General features: G+C 55.3%; 16 protein-coding genes, 1 tRNA gene and 1 pseudogene. 6 read left to right on the top strand and 12 right to left on the bottom strand.

All coding sequences use genetic code 11. The features are described from left to right. Positions 1–76 precede the first annotated feature (76 nt). The 9 genes and pseudogenes from QP970_RS09710 to QP970_RS11780 form a co-directional block, all read right to left on the bottom strand. A pseudogene (locus tag QP970_RS09710) lies at positions 77–670 on the bottom strand (transposase); the annotation flags it as partial. A gap of 651 nt (positions 671–1,321) precedes the next feature. Then, a complete protein-coding gene (locus QP970_RS09715) occupies positions 1,322–1,624 on the bottom strand; it encodes a hypothetical protein (RefSeq protein WP_284869890.1) in 303 nt (100 codons plus the stop codon). A 912-nt stretch (positions 1,625–2,536) separates the two neighbouring features. Then, positions 2,537–4,108: a replicative DNA helicase gene (locus tag QP970_RS09720; RefSeq protein ID WP_284869891.1), complete on the bottom strand. Its 1,572-nt coding sequence runs from the start codon at positions 4,106–4,108 to the stop codon at positions 2,537–2,539. 106 nt (positions 4,109–4,214) lie between these two features. Continuing rightward, positions 4,215–4,874, bottom strand: coding sequence for a single-stranded DNA-binding protein (locus tag QP970_RS09725; protein ID WP_284869892.1), 660 nt, complete (start codon positions 4,872–4,874; stop codon positions 4,215–4,217). 68 nt (positions 4,875–4,942) lie between these two features. Beyond that, positions 4,943–5,620, bottom strand: a complete 678-nt coding sequence (locus tag QP970_RS09730) for a hypothetical protein (protein WP_284869893.1) — start codon at positions 5,618–5,620, stop codon at positions 4,943–4,945. A 121-nt stretch (positions 5,621–5,741) separates the two neighbouring features. Next, positions 5,742–6,098, bottom strand: a complete 357-nt coding sequence (locus QP970_RS09735; RefSeq protein WP_239208576.1) for a hypothetical protein — start codon at positions 6,096–6,098, stop codon at positions 5,742–5,744. Beyond that, on the bottom strand, positions 6,098–6,967 hold the full coding sequence (locus QP970_RS09740; protein WP_284869894.1) for a helix-turn-helix domain-containing protein: 870 nt from the start codon (positions 6,965–6,967) through the stop codon (positions 6,098–6,100). Before QP970_RS09740 ends, QP970_RS09735 begins: the two co-directional genes overlap by 1 nt. Next, positions 6,960–7,289 carry a hypothetical protein gene (locus tag QP970_RS09745; RefSeq protein WP_284869895.1) on the bottom strand — a complete coding sequence of 110 codons (330 nt, stop codon included), beginning with the start codon at positions 7,287–7,289 and terminating at the stop codon, positions 6,960–6,962. The genes QP970_RS09740 and QP970_RS09745 overlap by 8 nt, the downstream gene beginning before the upstream one ends. A gap of 57 nt (positions 7,290–7,346) precedes the next feature. Then, entirely contained in the window at positions 7,347–8,303 is a 957-nt protein-coding gene (locus tag QP970_RS11780; RefSeq protein ID WP_284869896.1) for a hypothetical protein, read from the bottom strand. Positions 8,304–8,538: 235 nt separating this feature from the next. Between QP970_RS11780 and QP970_RS09755 the strand changes: the two genes are divergently transcribed. Then, positions 8,539–8,958 (top strand): hypothetical protein, encoded by a 420-nt coding sequence (locus QP970_RS09755; protein WP_284869897.1) that lies wholly within the window; start codon positions 8,539–8,541, stop codon positions 8,956–8,958. Between the two features lie 201 nt (positions 8,959–9,159). Continuing rightward, positions 9,160–10,062 carry a tyrosine-type recombinase/integrase gene (locus QP970_RS11720; protein WP_350309412.1) on the top strand — a complete coding sequence of 301 codons (903 nt, stop codon included), beginning with the start codon at positions 9,160–9,162 and terminating at the stop codon, positions 10,060–10,062. Positions 10,063–10,190: 128 nt separating this feature from the next. Here the strand turns inward: QP970_RS11720 and QP970_RS09760 are convergent. Further along, a tRNA-Leu gene (locus QP970_RS09760) sits at positions 10,191–10,264 on the bottom strand. A 144-nt stretch (positions 10,265–10,408) separates the two neighbouring features. Between QP970_RS09760 and polA the strand changes: the two genes are divergently transcribed. From polA to QP970_RS09775, 3 genes are read left to right on the top strand one after another with little or no spacing between them, the layout of a single operon-like run. After that, complete coding sequence (gene polA / locus QP970_RS09765) at positions 10,409–13,057, top strand: DNA polymerase I (RefSeq protein WP_239269881.1); 2,649 nt, start codon at positions 10,409–10,411, stop codon at positions 13,055–13,057. Positions 13,058–13,061: 4 nt separating this feature from the next. Then, positions 13,062–14,000, top strand: a complete 939-nt coding sequence (locus QP970_RS09770) for a DNA glycosylase AlkZ-like family protein (protein WP_284869898.1) — start codon at positions 13,062–13,064, stop codon at positions 13,998–14,000. Between the two features lie 38 nt (positions 14,001–14,038). After that, entirely contained in the window at positions 14,039–14,410 is a 372-nt protein-coding gene (locus QP970_RS09775; RefSeq protein ID WP_239275783.1) for a hypothetical protein, read from the top strand. Here QP970_RS09775 and QP970_RS09780 read toward each other — a convergent pair. Together QP970_RS09780 and QP970_RS09785 are read right to left on the bottom strand one after the other, a co-directional pair. Beyond that, positions 14,374–14,607, bottom strand: coding sequence for a hypothetical protein (locus tag QP970_RS09780; protein WP_284869899.1), 234 nt, complete (start codon positions 14,605–14,607; stop codon positions 14,374–14,376). The two genes, QP970_RS09775 and QP970_RS09780, sit on opposite strands and share 37 nt — an antisense overlap. Positions 14,608–14,852: 245 nt before the next feature. Then, entirely contained in the window at positions 14,853–15,584 is a 732-nt protein-coding gene (locus QP970_RS09785) for a class I SAM-dependent methyltransferase (protein WP_239269877.1), read from the bottom strand. Between the two features lie 249 nt (positions 15,585–15,833). Here QP970_RS09785 and rpsA point away from each other — a divergent pair, with 249 nt between their 5' ends. Then, positions 15,834–17,297, top strand: coding sequence for a 30S ribosomal protein S1 (gene rpsA, locus QP970_RS09790; RefSeq protein WP_239269876.1), 1,464 nt, complete (start codon positions 15,834–15,836; stop codon positions 17,295–17,297). Positions 17,298–17,343 lie beyond the last annotated feature (46 nt).

Genomic DNA, 17,343 nt, shown 5'->3' on the forward strand with positions numbered 1-17,343 from the left:
AAACCGGCTACCGGGCGGCTACCGCCACCCCGGTACCTGGTACCGCCTTACCGGTCCCTAAAACAAGCCCGCGTCAGTCGCGGACTTTAATGCGCAACGCATCGAGAAAAATGACCGGGTAGAACTCGTCTAACTGGCGGTTTTGTCAAACCGCGACCTCATCGAGGACGGCATCGGTGACTGCGGAAATCGTCTCATGGGAATTATCAACCCGCATCGCAGTTGCCATATGGTGCTGGATGTCCACAATTGTCATCCCGCCGGCATACAAGCTGACGATCATGTCATCAACGTCAGTCAAACGCCTAGAACCTTTAGGAACCATGGTCGGTAAGAATGTTCCGAACCGATCTCTAGGGACATCGACGATGGCTGGCCCGTAGTCAAAATCCGCGTTCTTTGGATACGATCCGTTAAGGCGATTGTCTGTTCTAGCAGCAGCTTTAGCACTCCTGTCGCCAGGCTCATAGCCTAGGTGGGCATCCATTTCAGCGTTAAGTCCCCTGGTAATCGACGCCTGCAGCATGCCTCGAACTAGGTCAATAGCTTCCGTGGTGGACGTACCGAGGTCATCAATCAGTTTCGCGATGTCAGGGTTAGCAAGCAGCTTCTTTTCAATCGCATCAATCTTGGCCTTATCAGCCGGATCTCGTCTCGCCACAGTAGTCATCCTGGTCCATCTCCTCATGCAGGTTAGGAACCCGCACACAAACGATCAGACACTCTCTGGTGGAACTAGACTAGGCTCCGTCAGAGCTTGGAATATCGAACCTCGGCCGAGGTGGAAACCGAATTGTGGAAGCAGAACCTGCTACAGGGAATAATAGAATTTAAGGCAAATGTCTAGGAGCAAAATCCGGGGCATTTCAACCCCATCCTGCCGTAGGAAGGCGTAGCAGCTTAAACACCAAAAACGAAACAGCCAACAGGGTAAACCCCAGCTAATCCACCTGCGAGGTCGACAAACTATATAGGAATACACCACCCCATTTTTAGTTTTTTATCGTGTAAAAACGGTTTGACCTGCGGATAATCGTTTAAGGCACCACAGTAAATCCGTTTGTTATTGTTCTGTGATAGGCAAAATAGAATGCCAATTACGGGTCTAGAGCTAACGGGCTTCAGCATTGCTCCCAGCAAGTAGCATTATAATAGGTTGTTCGCCTGTAATTCTCCATGCCACCAAGCTCGGAGTTACAGTAATTCTGCGCCGCTCGCGTGCGACTTTCTTTCTTCAGTAGTGGGAGTGGCGTAGCTGGGCTGGAGTTTTCGTGTGCTTGCTTAGTTGGGTTTCACGTTCATTACTCATAGGTGCAGTATATCACTGCAATAGGTGTAACCCGCTGACTGCGAGGTCACCAGCTTTGATATGGGCCAGGATCCTGTCCTCGTCAAGGTAGATCTGGTGCCCATAGCTGTCATACTTCTCGTCCGAAGCCACACTCACCATGCAGCCGATCTCATCACCATCGTCCATGGCGAGGTACACGACCTGGCTGTGGCCATCCGTGTGTCTTCCGGTGGTGAGTACAGCCTGCTCAATGATGATCTCCAGCTGCCATATTCGCACGGAATCGGGTACGTCGTGGCCTTCTAGTGCTAGTAGATCACGGATATAACGCACTGCCACCTCTGTGAAACGCTTGGATACTGTGAGCAAATCGTCTACTGCGTCGGTGCGGGTTTTGGCGAAAAGGTCGAACATTTTGCTCCTAGTTTTTGGTTGTTGAGAGGGTCGGATGTTATGATCCCACATCCCGATCGTGAAAACAACTAAAGTTCTTATTGTGGCCGCCTATCAGTGTGATATACTGGGTCTTGCAGCAGTATTGATGACATTGCAGCATAACTCTCCAGTTTTCTTTACTAACCCCCTAGGCCGGTGTGACCTAGCGGGTTACTTCTATGCGCAAGCGAGCTCTACATTGCCAGGGCGCAGATACCTTGACGTACCTCGACCTCACGTGGCTGCATGAGCGCTGACATGTAGATTTGTCGGACTAAACTCGTTCACAAACCTTCCGCCCGCCCTAACGGCAAAAGGGTTCCACCTCCTATTAGCGTCAGGGTCTGTTATCCACGGATCGTCATAATAATGGGACTCCGGTACTGATCCGAGCCAGCCAGGTAGCCAGTCGAGACCATACGTGTATGCGCTGATCAGGAAGGAACGCAAGCCTAAATTCTTGTACCTATCACGGTGCTCGTACCGGTATGACTTGGCCTCAACCGGCACATTTTTATTGCACAATGGGTTTTCTGCCATGATTGCGGATTTTTCAAGAACTGACGGCTTCTCCCCAAATGTTGGGACGATCATGACCGTGGTCACATCAACCGCCTACGGTTCCTGCGTTTTTCGAGCCGCCCAGTGATGGTGCCACCTATCGCGGCCTCCGTCGCCCTGTATCGTGACCCTATGTACAGCAGATCTCCCGTGGCGTCGTAGTAGCGGTACAGCCATCCGGTGTGCTGGTCTTCGAGAATACTGGGCACGGGGCTGGTGTAAATATAGGGTTTACCTGGGCGGATATGGCTACTGCTCATCAAGATCAGCCCCCATATCCTCCATAGCCTCCAGCTTCTCTCCACCCTCTAGCCACTGCAACTGCTGAGGGCCAAAGCGGTCGAGGATCTTCTGGCGAGCGGCCTCTTTAGCCTCATCGTCAGCAGCCCCGAGCCACAGGTCTCGACCCTCAGCCCACGCGTCGACCATGGACTCGTCGATGTTTTGACCAGGAAATCCACCAACGCCGAAACGGGAGTATCCAAGCTGTGCGTCCACTGCCACTTCGCCCTCGACACCACCGCGGTTTTTTCCAACTTTGATATGCAAGCTAGTGTCGGAGTCTTCCGGATCACGAGATCGCCAGCACAACAACGCGGCATTGGCATCTTGCTCTAGGGAGGCTGACCCGCGGAAACCGAAAATCGATGGGGTTCCGGACTTGTTAGTGTCACGGTTCATCTGTGAGAGAAGAATCACAACGATTCCCAGGCTTTTGGCGAGTTTCTTGAGCTCACGCGTCACACGACTTAGAGCCTCCAGCTCAGTGAGCCGCGACCCGTTGGTTACTGGCACAAGGCCTGCATAATCTACGACGATGTACTTGATTTTCTCTTTGCGCTGGTAGATACGGGAAACGGCCATGACCTGCTCCAGTGTCAGCGTTTCGTCAAAGACCCAGAACGGTTGTTGGGACAACTTCTGGGCTACGCTCTTTGCCCCCTCTCGTTCCTGCAGGCTAAGCTGCTTTTTTCGCAGTTTTGCGTATGGGATATTGCCGGTCGCGGAAATCAGCTTTTCCGTTAGTTCCGTTACATCCATTTCATACGAGAAGAAGCACCCAGGCACGGACCTAGCGGCATTGCGTCGCATAAAGTCCATGGCGAGCGTCGTCTTACCGGCACCCGGCGCGGCACCTATGACAACAAGATTACCTGGTTTGAGGCCACCAAAAAACAGTTCGTCCAGTGGGGGGATGTGGAACTTAAGGCCACGTGTATCGTCCTCATATGACGCTTCCCACGCGTCCATGGCCTGCGAGGCGTTGTAGCCAGTTTTCTGCTGGTCAGCTTCTGTTTCTTCGACGTCGGAGAGGAGGGTGGCGAGTGTGTCGTCCACTTCGCGAGTGGGGTCTAGTAGGTCTTCGCGTGCTTGTTCGAAGGTTTTTGCGTAGCGTCGGCGTTTCCCCTCGTTGGCTACGATGTCACACAAAGACTGTAACGTTCCGAGGTCAGTGGCCTGCGACGCGTAATCCCGTAGGTGGGCGGGTAGGTGTGCGTGGACGTCGCCGTAGAGCCTGATTACTTGGTCTTCTACGATTTCGGGGCTGGGCGTTACACCATCGGCGTGTAGTTTTTGTACGGTGGCGTAGATATGGCGGTGCAACCCAGGAGATAACATCCACGGTTCGAGTTCTTCGACGAGTGTGTCGAGACAATCAGGCGAGGTGAGTGCTGCTCCGAGGAGTCGCGTTTCGGCTGTGGTGGTGCTGCTGGTTTCTGGTCCGGATTTTTTTAGGGTAGTGGTGGTGTATAGGGAATCGGAGTAGGTGTCAAAAAAGTCTTCGGTGGGGGTGTCCCATGCGTCGTAGAAGTCTTCCATTTTAATTCTCCAATTCAATGTTGCATTTTTAATGCTGGTGTCATATGATGGAGCCGTAGCCAAAACGGTTGTGTGGTGTGACCCGGCTACGACTCCAACAATTCAATTAAGCCCAAGGATTCTTTTCTGGTTCGTCCTTCCCGTTATCAGAATTCTTCTCCTTCTGGGCCTGATCCCACGGATCATTATCATGCGGTTCGATCCCCTCCGGTGGTGTGGACGGATCGATGCTGGTGGCGGTGGTCTTCGGATCACTGGTAGTAGTGGTGTACAGAGACTCCGACTTTGAGGTCGTGGTGGCCTCCGTCTTCGGGCGAGTCTCAACCGCGGGCAGTGGCTTCCCTTGTTCTTTGGAGGCCTTGACCATAGACGCGTTCACGACGCTGACCGCAGGGTTCTTGAGACTAACGCTGACGTCGTCGGCATTAACGGTGATAGACGTGCGTGGGACCCTGTACTGCTCCGGTGTTTTTTCGTCAGTCCATTGGTCAAAGTGCCACGATCCGGACACTGTCACGAGGTCACCTTTTCGCAAGGCGTTGACGATATTGTTCGCCCAGTTACCGCGAGCAAAGGCTGTTACTGCGACCGACGCCGTTTCTTCCCAGGCTGTGGTGTTTCCGTTCTGGTCCCTGACCGGGGAGTTTTCCGTGTAGAAAAGAGTTACTTTGGCGAGCGGACGATCGTCATTCTCTTTTTTGGTCGTGATCAGCTCCGGATCTTTGATTAGGAATCCGGTGAATGCTGCTGATAGACGATTGGACATGGTGTGAATCTCCTTAAAAATGGGGGTGGTGAAAAAATTTAGTGGTGTTACTGGTGGTGATTATAGCGTCACTGTGACAAAATCTGGTCTCCGATCAGTCCGAACATCTCACGATCCCCGCAGTCGTATGGATCGTCCCAAAAACCGTCGTTCTTCTCCGCATACCCCTGTGCATAATATTCATTCGGTGGCGCTAGATCGAACCCGGCGCGGTGGGGGAGTGAGGACCACACGGGTCTCCATTCCCCGTCCTCCCAAACGTCCACGGCAGTGATGGTGGCTCGGTGTCGATAAGCCAGTGTTAGAAAATCTGTTCTACTCTTATCGACCGGGATTGCTAGGCTCAGTGGCTGAACCATTTGCTGCCACGTTGGGGCTCCGCCGTCAGGCCAGTGGTGGTCATAGAAACCGCGCTTTGGGCTGATCAGACCGCGTGTCGCATTGCAACCCAGGAACGCTGGGATTGTCGGCTCGTACTCCTCTTCCCATGTGTCGTCGATGTAGAGTCGCACGGGGCGAAGTAGACACTTTTTCTGGATGATCCACAAGCGTTTCTGCAGGTCCTCGTCGTTTTCGAAAACCAAGAACCCCGTCATCCACTGGCCTGAATCCAACTGCAAGTGCCACTCTGCGGTCCGGTATTTATCCCCGGCTGTGTGTTCAAAATCCCAGGGGGCGGTGCATTTTCCCGGTTGGAGGGCCATGGCGTAGAAACCTTTTCCCTCCACGATATGTTTACGTGCCATACGCAGCTGAGACGCTGATAGCATGGTTTATTCTCCATTCTGATTGATTTAACCCCCTTCTCTGGTACCCGTGTCCACAAGAGTCCTGAAACTCCGTCAGGCGGGACGCTAGGGGTTGATTTTAGACTCTGTAGCCGAGTTGCTCCGACTTACGATCCCGGTGCCACTGGAGCAATTCCTGACGACGCCGGTACTTCGGATCACTCAAAAAGCTCTTCACACGCTCACGAACGTCCCCAAAACGCGGCGGCTTACCAGACCCAGTACCCTCCACCACCAGGGCCTTCAAAGCCTCCTGCCATGCCCACACCGGGTTCGTATCACGCCACACAGCCTCCACCAAAGCCTCGCGCTGCAGCTTCTCCGCAGGACCATCGCCCTCGGGAAGAATTTGCCTGCCCCACTGGGTCTCAATAACCTGCGCAATAAGGGCCACTAGCAGCTCAGACTCTTCCTTGCTCTTCTTAAATTTCGACATTAGTCTTCCTTTCCTGCCTGACGACGAATCGCCCGCTCGATACCGGCCATAAGATCAACCATTTCCTGATCCTTAGCCTCCTTTTTCTTAGCCTTGACCAGCTCTTTCTCCCACTGACCTGTTTTCAAAACACGTTCCAAGCCAGGCCGGAATTTCTCATCACCCTCGAAGTTCTCGGCCACTGCAGCCACGCCTTTCGCGATTTTCTCTGGGTCGTTACCCTCGCTGACCAGCTGAGAATAAATCTCTTTGCAGGTAGAGAGCTTGTCAATGCGGGGATAATCCGATAGGGAGTCCCATGCGGTGTGAAAATTCTCGTCGGAGGTGGTGTCAGGTCGAGAGGATTCCGAAGTTCCAGAATTTTCAGAAGACGAAGAAGAAGACTGGTCTTTATTAGTCTTTAACTTAGTCTTATAGTCTTTATATACATGCACAGAATTTGACCCCATTTGCGCGCAATTTTTGACCGTAGGTGCGTGCAAATTTTGATCGTAGTTACGGTCAGAATCTGTGCGTACAAAATCTGCACGTTCAGAATCTGCACGTTCAGAATCTGCACGCATCCACTTATCAGGATCAGCCTCCACCGTGTATACGGAGATGTACGCATGACCGGATTTCCCACCAGAATGCGCGTACCGAATGACCCCCTTTTCTCTCATGGCATTAGCGTAGCTGCGAACAGTATTGCGGCTGACCTGCAGCGCATTAGCAATATCGTCGTGACTAGCACTAGCCCCAGAGGGGAGGCTGGTTAAGTACAGGAAAACTGCTTTTTCACCGGGGGTCAAGAATCCATCCTGGGCCACAGAGTTGTGGATTTTTACGTAGTTACCTGCTGGAACGTCCTTTACGATTACCTTAGCCACGGTGGGCACCGCCCTTCTTGGCCTGAGCTTCGTGATACTCAGCGATCGGGTACATAGGCCTGCCTGCGTCTTCGTCGTCCTGCACGTACGGGTACAGAGCTCGCCCCAGGGCCTTGATTGCGGCCTCCTCACGTTCGAACAGTCTTGTCAATGTGTTCGATTGGGTGACGGATTTTTGACGAAACTCGCGGGCGTGAGTCAGTGCGTCTTGCAGACACTCATGCATCTGGTGGCGCATAAACGGCGTGACGGCCTTGAAAACGTCGTCAATTGTGTCGAATTGTGGGATTGGTGTGGCGTTCGGGTCTGGAATATCACTCAACCGAGTGAATTTTATAGGTGTAGACATTATGATCCTTCCTATGTGGTGTGGTGTGATTTAGAAGATGGGGGTGCCGAAGCTATCGACCAGGGGCTGGAAGGCGGCGGCGTCGCCTCGTGCCTCTAGTTCTCCAAGCTCGTCAACCATGCTGACGGTGGTAGGCACGGCCCCGACCAATTTTGATTTTGGAGACTGCGGCCAGCTGATGGGCCTGAGACCTAGTTGTTCCTTGAAAACCTTCTCTAGCTGGTTCTTCCAGCCGGGTTTTCCCATTTTGATCCGCGGATACACTTTGACGTGTACCTGCAGGACGAGGCCCGGATTTAGCGTTAGGCCTGTGATGCAGTTGTGGTAGTCATAGTGGAGCTGCACGGGGCGGAGGCCGACTTTCTGGGCCCTGGCCCTCCACGCCCTGGCGTCTGACTCGATCGTCATGCTGCGTCCCCCAAGGGTGTGATCCACTCGTCTACTGCGTGCGGTTCTACGAGGATGATTTTCCCAGCTTCGAAGGCCGGGAGTTTTCCTTCTCGTACTGCGCGGCGGATGGTGGTGGTGGAGATTCCGGTGGCGGCGGAGATCTGGGCTGTGGTGAGCAAAACTGAATCTGGGTATTTTTGCTGCATTAGCTGTGATACTGCCATTGTTTTTCCTTTGCTTTTGTCCCGGCAGGACCTCGGCTTGGAGCATATCCAGGAACGGGTTCTGGAGCTGCGGGGCGGGATCGTCCTGCGGGTCGGAGTCTTCTTCGTCCTCGTCCTGGGTGTCGATGTGGTGCTCCTCGACCATGGCCCAGTAAGCGTCGAAGCCGGTGTCCTCGTCGGCGTACTTGTCTTTCATGCGGAAGCCCTCTTTCACAATCCAGCGATCTCCGTCGCGGTCGTCTGTGACGCACTCCCATTCGTAGGCCTCTGCGACGATTGCGTCCACGTCGTATTCGTCTGCCCATTCTCCGAGGCCCTCGCGGGTGGACCCTGCGATTTCTTCAAGAGATCCGTAGTAGGTGGTGTTGCTCATTTTCCTTTTCCTTTCTGAGCAGTGGTGGATGTGTGGTGTACCGATTCTGGAATGTTTCCTTCCTGATCGGTATGACTCCATAGTACCAAATATTTGTCGTAGTGCAATACCAGAATCACAAAATGTTGACCTTTATTTTTCAGTATGTGTACACTCAATTAATGTGTCGCCCGGTAAGGGTTGATTTTTACACAAATAAAGTATCGCCATATGTGAGGAGTATCACAAATAACTCATGGAAAAACACGTCGGAAACTCACGCCGTCTGGTAAACGGAAGCCGCGAGGTCACGCTGTTACACATCAGACAATTCTGTTACCCCTATCGAGCTGTTACCCAAGAAGATATAGCTTCTGACCTGCACATATCCAGGGCACAGCTCATTAATCGACTCCGCTCAGGGTTCACTGCGGGAGAGGTCATTGAGCTTGCAGAGGTGACCGAGTCGGACCCGGTATCACACCTTGTGTCTTTTGGCTTTATTACAGAAGAGCAGGTCAGCGGGTATGCTAAGAGGAAACGTACCCCCGAACAGGGGGTAGATATTCGTCTGGCCGATGCCTACGCCTCAAAAATCACTACCGCCGCGGTGAAACTCTCCAATGTTTTGCGTGGCTTGGACCCCGACGCTGACCATTTTGACGAACCGTTCTAAGGGCGACAATTGGCTTCTATCAGCGAATACAAAACCAAAAATGGACTCCGGTACCGCGTGTTGTGGCGTGATCCGGAGAGTCAGAAACAGCGTACAAAGCGGGGTTTTTCTAGCGCACGATCCGCACAAGTGTGGGCCGCGAAAATGCTTGTTGACCAGGTGGAAGGCTCGTGGGTGGACCCGCAGAGGGGCAGGACTCCTATGTCTACCATCATTGCTGCGTGGCACGAGGCCAAGTCCTTATCTTGGGCTGAGTCTTCTGCTCGTAGCAACGGCACGTACATCCGACACCGGATCACCCCGCGGTGGGGGAACTCGGCTGTGGGGAAAATCAGCAGGTCAGGTGTGCAGGAGTGGGTGAATTCCCTGTATGCGGAGGACGGGTTATCCGGAAAAACTGTACGGATTATTTATGGACTATTTTCCGCGATCCTGGAGTACGCCGTTCAAGAAGGGTATATCCCCAAATCACCCTGCCAGGGGATTGTGCTGCCCAAGAAAAACCCTCCCCGAAAAGTGTATTTGACCGTTTCCCAGGTTAAACGGCTCGCTGACGAGTGTTCTCGGCACGGGGATGCGGTTCGAGTATTAGCCACCACAGGGCTGCGTTTCGGTGAGCTGGCTGGCCTTACCCCTGAGGACGTCAGTTTTAATACTCGCAGGCTGGTTGTCCGGCGTTCTGCCACTACCGTGGGTGGGAAAATCGTCGTCGGTCCACCAAAAACACGCAAAACCCGTGCTGTGGCGTTTTCTGATGTGGTGGCCGACGATCTTAGGGCACGTGTAGCAGCTGTGGGACCAGGGGAGTATCTTTTCCACAGCCCTGGAGACCCGACTACTCCCATGCGTCTTCCGAGCTCAGGATCATGGTTCACGGAGGCTGTGGCGCGTCTACAGGCCGAAGACCCGTCGTTCCCACACATCACCCCACATGGACTCCGGCACACCGCGGCGTCTCTACTGATTAGTGCGGGGGCAACCGTTTTGGTGGTGAGCCGTCAGTTGGGGCACGAGGACGCGGCTATGACACTAAATACTTATGCTGACCTCTTTGACGATGATTTAGGGTCTGTGTCTGCGAAAATGTCTGATTTGTGGGCCTGATTCCGTGACAACATCTGACAACATTTTCTGATCGCAATGATCGTTATGATCGCAATGACTGCTGTTTCGTAACAAGAAAAAACAACCCTCTACCAGGAGGTTCCCGGTCAGAGGGTTGTTACGAAAAGTGCCCCTGGTGAGACTCGAACTCACACTGGACGGGTTTTGAATCCGTTGCCTCTGCCAATTGGGCTACAGGGGCAATCAAAAGCGAGCGCCTTTGACTGTTGGAAATACTAGCGCAGGGGTTGGCGCAATTCCTAATTGGGGTCCCTTTCCGGTGAAAAGGCCTGCTCAAGACGGTGGGGTTGGGCGGGGTATCGCCGTGTCCATTGTGTTGCCTAATATGGGGCAGGTGACTTCCAATAAGACCCGCCTTTTGCTCATTGACGGCCATTCGATGGCATTTCGTGCCTTTTATGCCCTGCCGGTGGAAAACTTTTCTACCTCCGGCGGCCAGCACACCAACGCCGTGTATGGCTTTTTATCCATGCTGTCCAATATCGTCTCTGAGGAAAGGCCGGATGCTATCGCGGTGGCCTTTGACGTCGGCCGGAAGACTTTCCGTACGGAGATGTTCCCGGAATATAAGGCGCAGCGAGAGGCCGCGCCGGAAGAATTTAAGGGCCAAGTAGACATCATTCGCGATACCTTGGAGACCTTGGGCATTACGACGCTCTCGCGTGAAAATTACGAGGCCGACGATATTTTGGCCACCCTGGCAACCCAAGCGCAGGGCTACGAGACGCTGATTGTCACCGGTGACCGCGATTACCTGCAGTTGGTTACGGATTCGACCACGGTGCTCTATCCCATGAAGGGCGTATCCACGCTGCACCGGTTTACGCCGGAAGCCGTCGAGGATAAATACGGGCTGACCCCCGCACAGTATCCCGACTTTGCTGCCTTGCGCGGCGATCCTTCCGATAACCTTCCCGGCATTCCCAAGGTGGGAGAAAAGACCGCCACCAAGTGGATAGTCAAGTATGGAGACTTGGCTTCGCTGGTAGAGCACGCCGAGGAAATCAATGGCGTGGTGGGAAATAACTTCCGCGAACGCATCGAGCAGGTGCAGATGAACCGGAAGCTCACCCAGATGATTACAGATATGGACTTAGACGTCGGCCCAGACGATCTGGCATTCAGAGAAGCCAAGGTTGCCGATGTTGCCGCGAAGTTCGATGAGCTGGAGTTCGGCACCAACCTGCGCGATCGTGTCTTAGCGGCCATTCCCAACGATGGCGCAGAGGCTGCTGAGCAATCCGCGGATGCCCCAGATGTCGAGCTCACCATCGATGACGCCTCGCTGAGCGAATGGTTACCTGGTCGCGAGCACGTAGCCGTGTATGTGCAGGGCGCGGGCACCCCGGGTCAGGGTGATGCCTCTGCCATCGCTTTGGTGGACCGTGAGCACCACGGCCTGCAGGTGGAACTCGGGGACCTATCCGCCGATGAGGAAAAGGCCTTGGTCCAATGGCTAGAATCGCCGGCCCCCAAGTATTTCCACGCCGCGAAGGCCGCGTTCCACATGTTGGCAGGGCGCGGCATCGAGCTTAACGGGCTTGCACACGATACGGCCTTGGCGGCGTATATCCTGCGCCCAGGCCAGCGCACCTACGAGCTTTCCGATGTCTACCAGCGCCACCTTCAAAAGTCCCTCGGCGCCGCCTCGGATCAGATGTCGCTGCTGGATAACTCCTCTCTGGTAGATCAGGCAGCAGCGATCATGGAGCTGGCGGAAAAACTTACTACGGAACTGCAGGACATCGACTCTTTCGAGTTGTACACCGACCTGGAACTGCCGCTGGTGACCATCCTGGCGCGCATGGAGGCTACGGGTATCGCGGTCGATGTAGACATTTTGGAAACCCAAAAGGATGCCTTTGTGGAGCAGGTCGCGGAACAAGAACGCTCCGCGCGCGAGCTTGCTGGCGATGACAAGCTCAACTTGAATTCGCCCAAGCAGCTGCAGAACGTACTTTTTGAGACCTTCGATATGCCCAAGACGAAAAAGACGAAGACGGGCTACTCCACGGCCGCGAAGGAAATCGAGCAGCTGGCCATCAAGCACCCGCACCCGTTCTTGGATCACCTTTTGGCCCACCGCGAGTACCAAAAGATGAAGACCACGCTCGAGGGCCTCATCAAGACCGTTCAGCCGGATGGCCGCATCCACACCACTTTTAACCAGACGGTGACTTCGACGGGGCGTTTGTCCTCGACGGAGCCCAACCTGCAAAACATCCCGGTGCGCACGGAGGCCGGTCGCCAAATTCGCTCGGCGTTTATCGTGGGAGAGGGCTTTGAGCAGCTAATGACCGCGGACTACTCGCAGATTGAAATGCGCGTTATGGCGCACCTCTCTGCCGATCCCGGGTTGATTGAGGCCTACAAGGCCGGCGAGGACTTGCACAATTTCGTTGGTTCTAGGGTCTTCGATGTGCCCGTTGACCAGGTGACCCCTGAGCTGCGCCGCCGGGTAAAGGCCATGTCTTATGGCTTGGTCTACGGTCTGTCCGCATTTGGACTTTCGCAGCAGCTGGGAATCCCGGCGGGCGAAGCCAAGTCCATTATGGAAAGCTACTTCGAGCGCTTTGGCGGCGTGAAGAAATACCTGGATGATGTCGTGGAGCAAGCCCGCAAGGATGGTTATACGGCCACGCTCTTTGGTCGCCGCCGCTACCTGCCAGAGCTCAACTCCGATAACCGGCTGGCCCGCGAAAACGCGGAACGCGCTGCGCTCAATGCCCCAATCCAGGGAACGGCCGCAGATATCATTAAGGTCGCGATGATTCGCGTGGACCGCGCGTTGCGCGATATGAAATCCCGTGTATTGCTCCAGGTGCACGATGAATTGGTGGTGGAGGTCGCCCCCGGTGAGGCCGATCAAGTCCGCGAGATTCTTGAGCGCGAGATGGATTCTGCCATCGAGCTGAATGTGCCACTCGAGGTCTCTGCTGGTGCCGGCACGGATTGGGACGCCGCGGCCCACTAGTTCGATGATGATGCTTAACCGGCGTGAGCGCGCCCGCATGCGCTTGGCCGCCCAGGGGCTTACGGCCCTGCGCTGGCACACCGCCGCAGAGGCAGTGCGCGCCTTTGGCGTCATGCAGGGCCAGGACCTGCATTCGGTGCGCCGGTCCTTGGCACTGCGTGCACCGAATGAATCGGATAACTCCGAGATCGTGCGCGGCTATGCGATGCGCAATACGTTGTTCGCCGCCTCCGTCAAGGATATGGGCTGGATAACTGAACTGTGCGCAAAGCCTCGCAAGGGAGATGCCGCGGTACGGGAAGCCGTGCTGCAGCTTATCGATGCCCCATTAACGCGCGCAGAATTGAAATCACGCGCCGCCCAAGCCTTGCCCGAGTTGCCTTTCTGGCACGTAGTACGTATTAGCATGGAAAGCGGGCATGCGTGTTATGCGGGCGAAGAACAGCTCATTACTCCGGTCGAGCTAGACGGCATGGAGGCCCTTTTTAATGGCGACTCGGTGGCCGCCACGACGGAATTGATGACGCGCTATTTTCGCACCCATGGGCCGGCGACTGTGCAGGACTTTGCGTGGTGGTGCAAGCTGCCCCAAAGACTTATTCGTCCCGCAGCCGAGAAGTTGCCTGATGACCTTATCCGGATAGGAAGGGAAGGCGAGGAGCTGGTCTCTGCAGAGGTCCTAGATCTACCAGAGGTGAAAAAGAAGAAATCGGTGCTGCTTTTAGGCGCCTTTGATGAGTATATCCTGGGCTACCAAGATCGGCTTTTTGCCATGTCAGCGGATATGCACCATGCTCTCGTTCCCGGGAACCAGGGCATTTTCCGCCGCGCCATCGTTATCGACGGCCAAGTGCGCGGCATGTGGAATAAACAGGGGATTGAGGACTGGGGGATTCCCGCTTACGCAGCAGGCCGCGTGGAACGCCAGTGGAAGGAGTGCTGAGAAGTGCGTGAGGCAGAAGAGGATTTTAAAGTAATTTCATGGAGTTTCTCGGAAAACGTATTACGTGGAAGTCTCACCCCTACACCTTGCGCTTTTTTGAGACTACGTGGGCAGCCATGGTCGCATACCCGGCGGGACAGATTGCTGAGAGCGGCTTAAAAGAAGCGGTAAGCAGCGATACATCCGACTTCATATTCTATGCGGTTATAACTTTTGGGTTTTTCCTTTCTGCTGGCAACGCCGCCAGGGAAGGCGAGAACCCGTGGCGCTACCGAATACAGGCGGCCGGTGTAATGATCGCGGTAACTGTCATTGCCGTGGCCTTCCCATATTCGTGGGTATTTGCGCTCATTACTATTGCTGCCGTGGTGTACTACCTCTCGCCGCGCATCGCGGTGGAATCTTGCTGAGGCCGCTTTTCCACTAGGCAGCCGGCCAAGAGGTCAAAGGGCGTTTGGCCGATGGCTAAAACCGAAAGGCCTAAAATTGCAAGGATAATGCCGTCGATGCCCCAGCCGGTAAGCGTCAGGGGCGTGAGCAGCAGCCACGAATTGCGCAGGCAGGCGGTGACAAACGGCGAGCGGGCCGGGATAATTTCTAACTGCATCGACCATTTGCCCAGCGAGGTAGACTTCTTCGTCTCCCACCCACACGCGGTAGATATAAAAGGCCACGGCGAGAGCGACCGCCTCGTAGATTTCTTCGGGGCGGCCGGATAAGGGGGTACTGGCAAGAGCATTAATCAGCCACCGCACCACGGTGACGATGGCGGCGACGAGAAAGGCGTCGATCCACCATGCCACAGCACGGCGCAGGGCAATTCCCAGTCTTTCGGCAATCATGTTGTCCACGTTAGCTGTAGGCGTGGCAGATGAAAATCATGCTGCCTGGGAAAATCTCCCCGCGTTGCGGGGACCACTGACCCCAGGTGGTTTCTAAGCCTTCGGGCCATTCCGGTTCTATGATGTCCTCGATGAGAAACGGGCCGCGACCTTGAAGCGCGCGGAACCAATCGCTGATGGTGCGGTGAAATTCGGCGTAGGTGAGCGTCCCGGTGGAATCGTGTTCCAGGTAGGCGCGGTCGAAGTAGCTGATCTCTGCGGTAAGGCTGGTGGGATCGTCGGGGAAGATCCAGCGCATTGGGTGGGTCACGGAGAAGACGAAGCGCCCGCCTGGGTGTACAACGCGGGCAACTTCCGCGAGCGCGGCATCAAGATCGGCGAGGAAGGGGAATGCACCGAAGGCGGAAAACGCCACGTCAAAGGAATCGGTGGCGTAGGGAAGTGCCAGTGCATCGGCTTGGGTGAGTGCCAGACCAGGTTCTGCGTGGGCGAGCATGCCGCGGGAAATATCGCAGCCGGTGACAAATCGGGCGCGGGTGCTGAGCCATTGGGTGCAGGCGGCAGACCCGCAGCCGATTTCGAGGACGGCGGCGGAGGAGACATCGCCAAGCAGCTGCGCATCGGCCTCGTGCAGCATTTCTGGGCACCAATAAAAAGAGGAAAGGTACTCGGGGTGCTCGGCATGGTAAGAGACCGCATCATCATCCCAGTGGGATTGATTGGCGTGAGAGGGTGAAGTCACTGGGGTGGGTTACCTTTCTGATTGGCGTGCAATATTTGCCGTATAAGCTGGACAGATGTAGGCTTTTACAAGCATGTCTATGCCACGGGTTGTTGCAGGCTATTGTAGGAAAGCTTGGGGCAATCACGCGGCGGGATCGAATGTGGCCTCTATCTCCTGTATTTGTGCAGCGCAGATGGGCTTTTAATTCGAGAGACACGCAGTTGTCCACGAACGATTTCCTACATTTATTCGGAGCATTTTTACAATATGCCATCTTCTACTACCCCTCAGGTTGCGATCAACGATATCGGAACCGCAGAGGACTTCCTCGCAGCTGTAGACGCCACCATCAAGTACTTCAACGATGGTGACATTGTCGGGGGTACCGTCGTCAAGGTTGACCACGACGAGGTACTGCTGGACATCGGATACAAGACCGAAGGCGTTATCCCTTCCCGCGAGCTGTCCATCAAGCACGACGTCAACCCCGACGAAGTTGTCGAGGTCGGCGATGAGGTTGACGCGCTTGTCCTGACCAAGGAGGACAAGGAAGGCCGCCTGATCCTGTCCAAGAAGCGCGCACAGTACGAACGTGCTTGGGGCGCCATCGAGGAGCTGCAGGCCAAGGAAGAGCCGGTTACCGGTACCGTCATCGAGGTTGTCAAGGGCGGCCTCATCCTGGACATCGGCCTGCGCGGCTTCCTGCCTGCTTCCCTCGTTGAGATGCGTCGCGTCCGCGACCTAGAACCCTACATTGGCCAGGAGCTGGAAGCTAAGATCATCGAGCTGGACAAGCAGCGCAATAACGTTGTCCTGTCCCGTCGCGCATACCTGGAGCAGACCCAGTCCGAGGTCCGTTCCGAGTTCCTGCACCAGCTGCAGAAGGGTCAGGTCCGCAAGGGCGTTGTCTCTTCCATCGTCAACTTCGGCGCCTTCGTCGATCTTGGCGGCGTCGACGGCCTGGTTCACGTTTCCGAGCTGTCCTGGAAGCACATCGACCACCCATCCGAGGTTGTCACCGTTGGTGACGAGGTAACCGTTGAGGTTCTGGACGTTGATCTGGACCGCGAGCGCGTTTCCCTGTCCCTGAAGGCAACCCAGGAAGACCCATGGCGCGTCTTCGCCCGCACCCACGCTGTGGGCCAGATTGTGCCGGGCAAGGTCACCAAGCTGGTTCCGTTCGGTGCGTTCGTTCGCGTCGAGGAAGGCATCGAGGGCCTGGTTCACATCTCCGAGCTGGCTCAGCGCCACGTCGAGGTTCCGGACCAGGTTGTCACCGTTGGCCAGGAAGTTATGGTCAAGGTCATCGACATCGACCTCGAGCGTCGTCGTATCTCCTTGTCCGTCAAGCAGGCTGACGAGGACTACTCCGAAGAGTTCGATCCGTCCAAGTACGGCATGGCTGACTCCTACGACGAGCAGGGCAACTACGTGTTCCCAGAAGGCTTCGACCCGGACACCAACGAGTGGAAGGAAGGCTTCGACGAGCAGCGTCAGGCTTGGGAAGCACGCTACGCAGAGTCCGAGCGCCGCTTCAACCTGCACACCGCTCAGATCGAACGCAACCGCGCTGCCGCCGCAGAGGCCGCGGAGTCCGCTGAAGCATCCTCCAACTACTCGTCTGACTCCTCCGATGCAGCTCCGGCATCGGAGACTCAGGCAGAGTCCGGTGGATCCTTGGCTTCTGACGAGCAGCTCGCTGCACTGCGCGACAAGCTCGCCGGCAACTAAGACGCCTTTGGAACTTGGGGTGATATAACCCCTAACTCCACGCAGC

The sequence above is a fragment of the Corynebacterium sp. MSK073 genome, from assembly GCF_030232085.1.
Lineage (GTDB): Bacteria > Actinomycetota > Actinomycetes > Mycobacteriales > Mycobacteriaceae > Corynebacterium.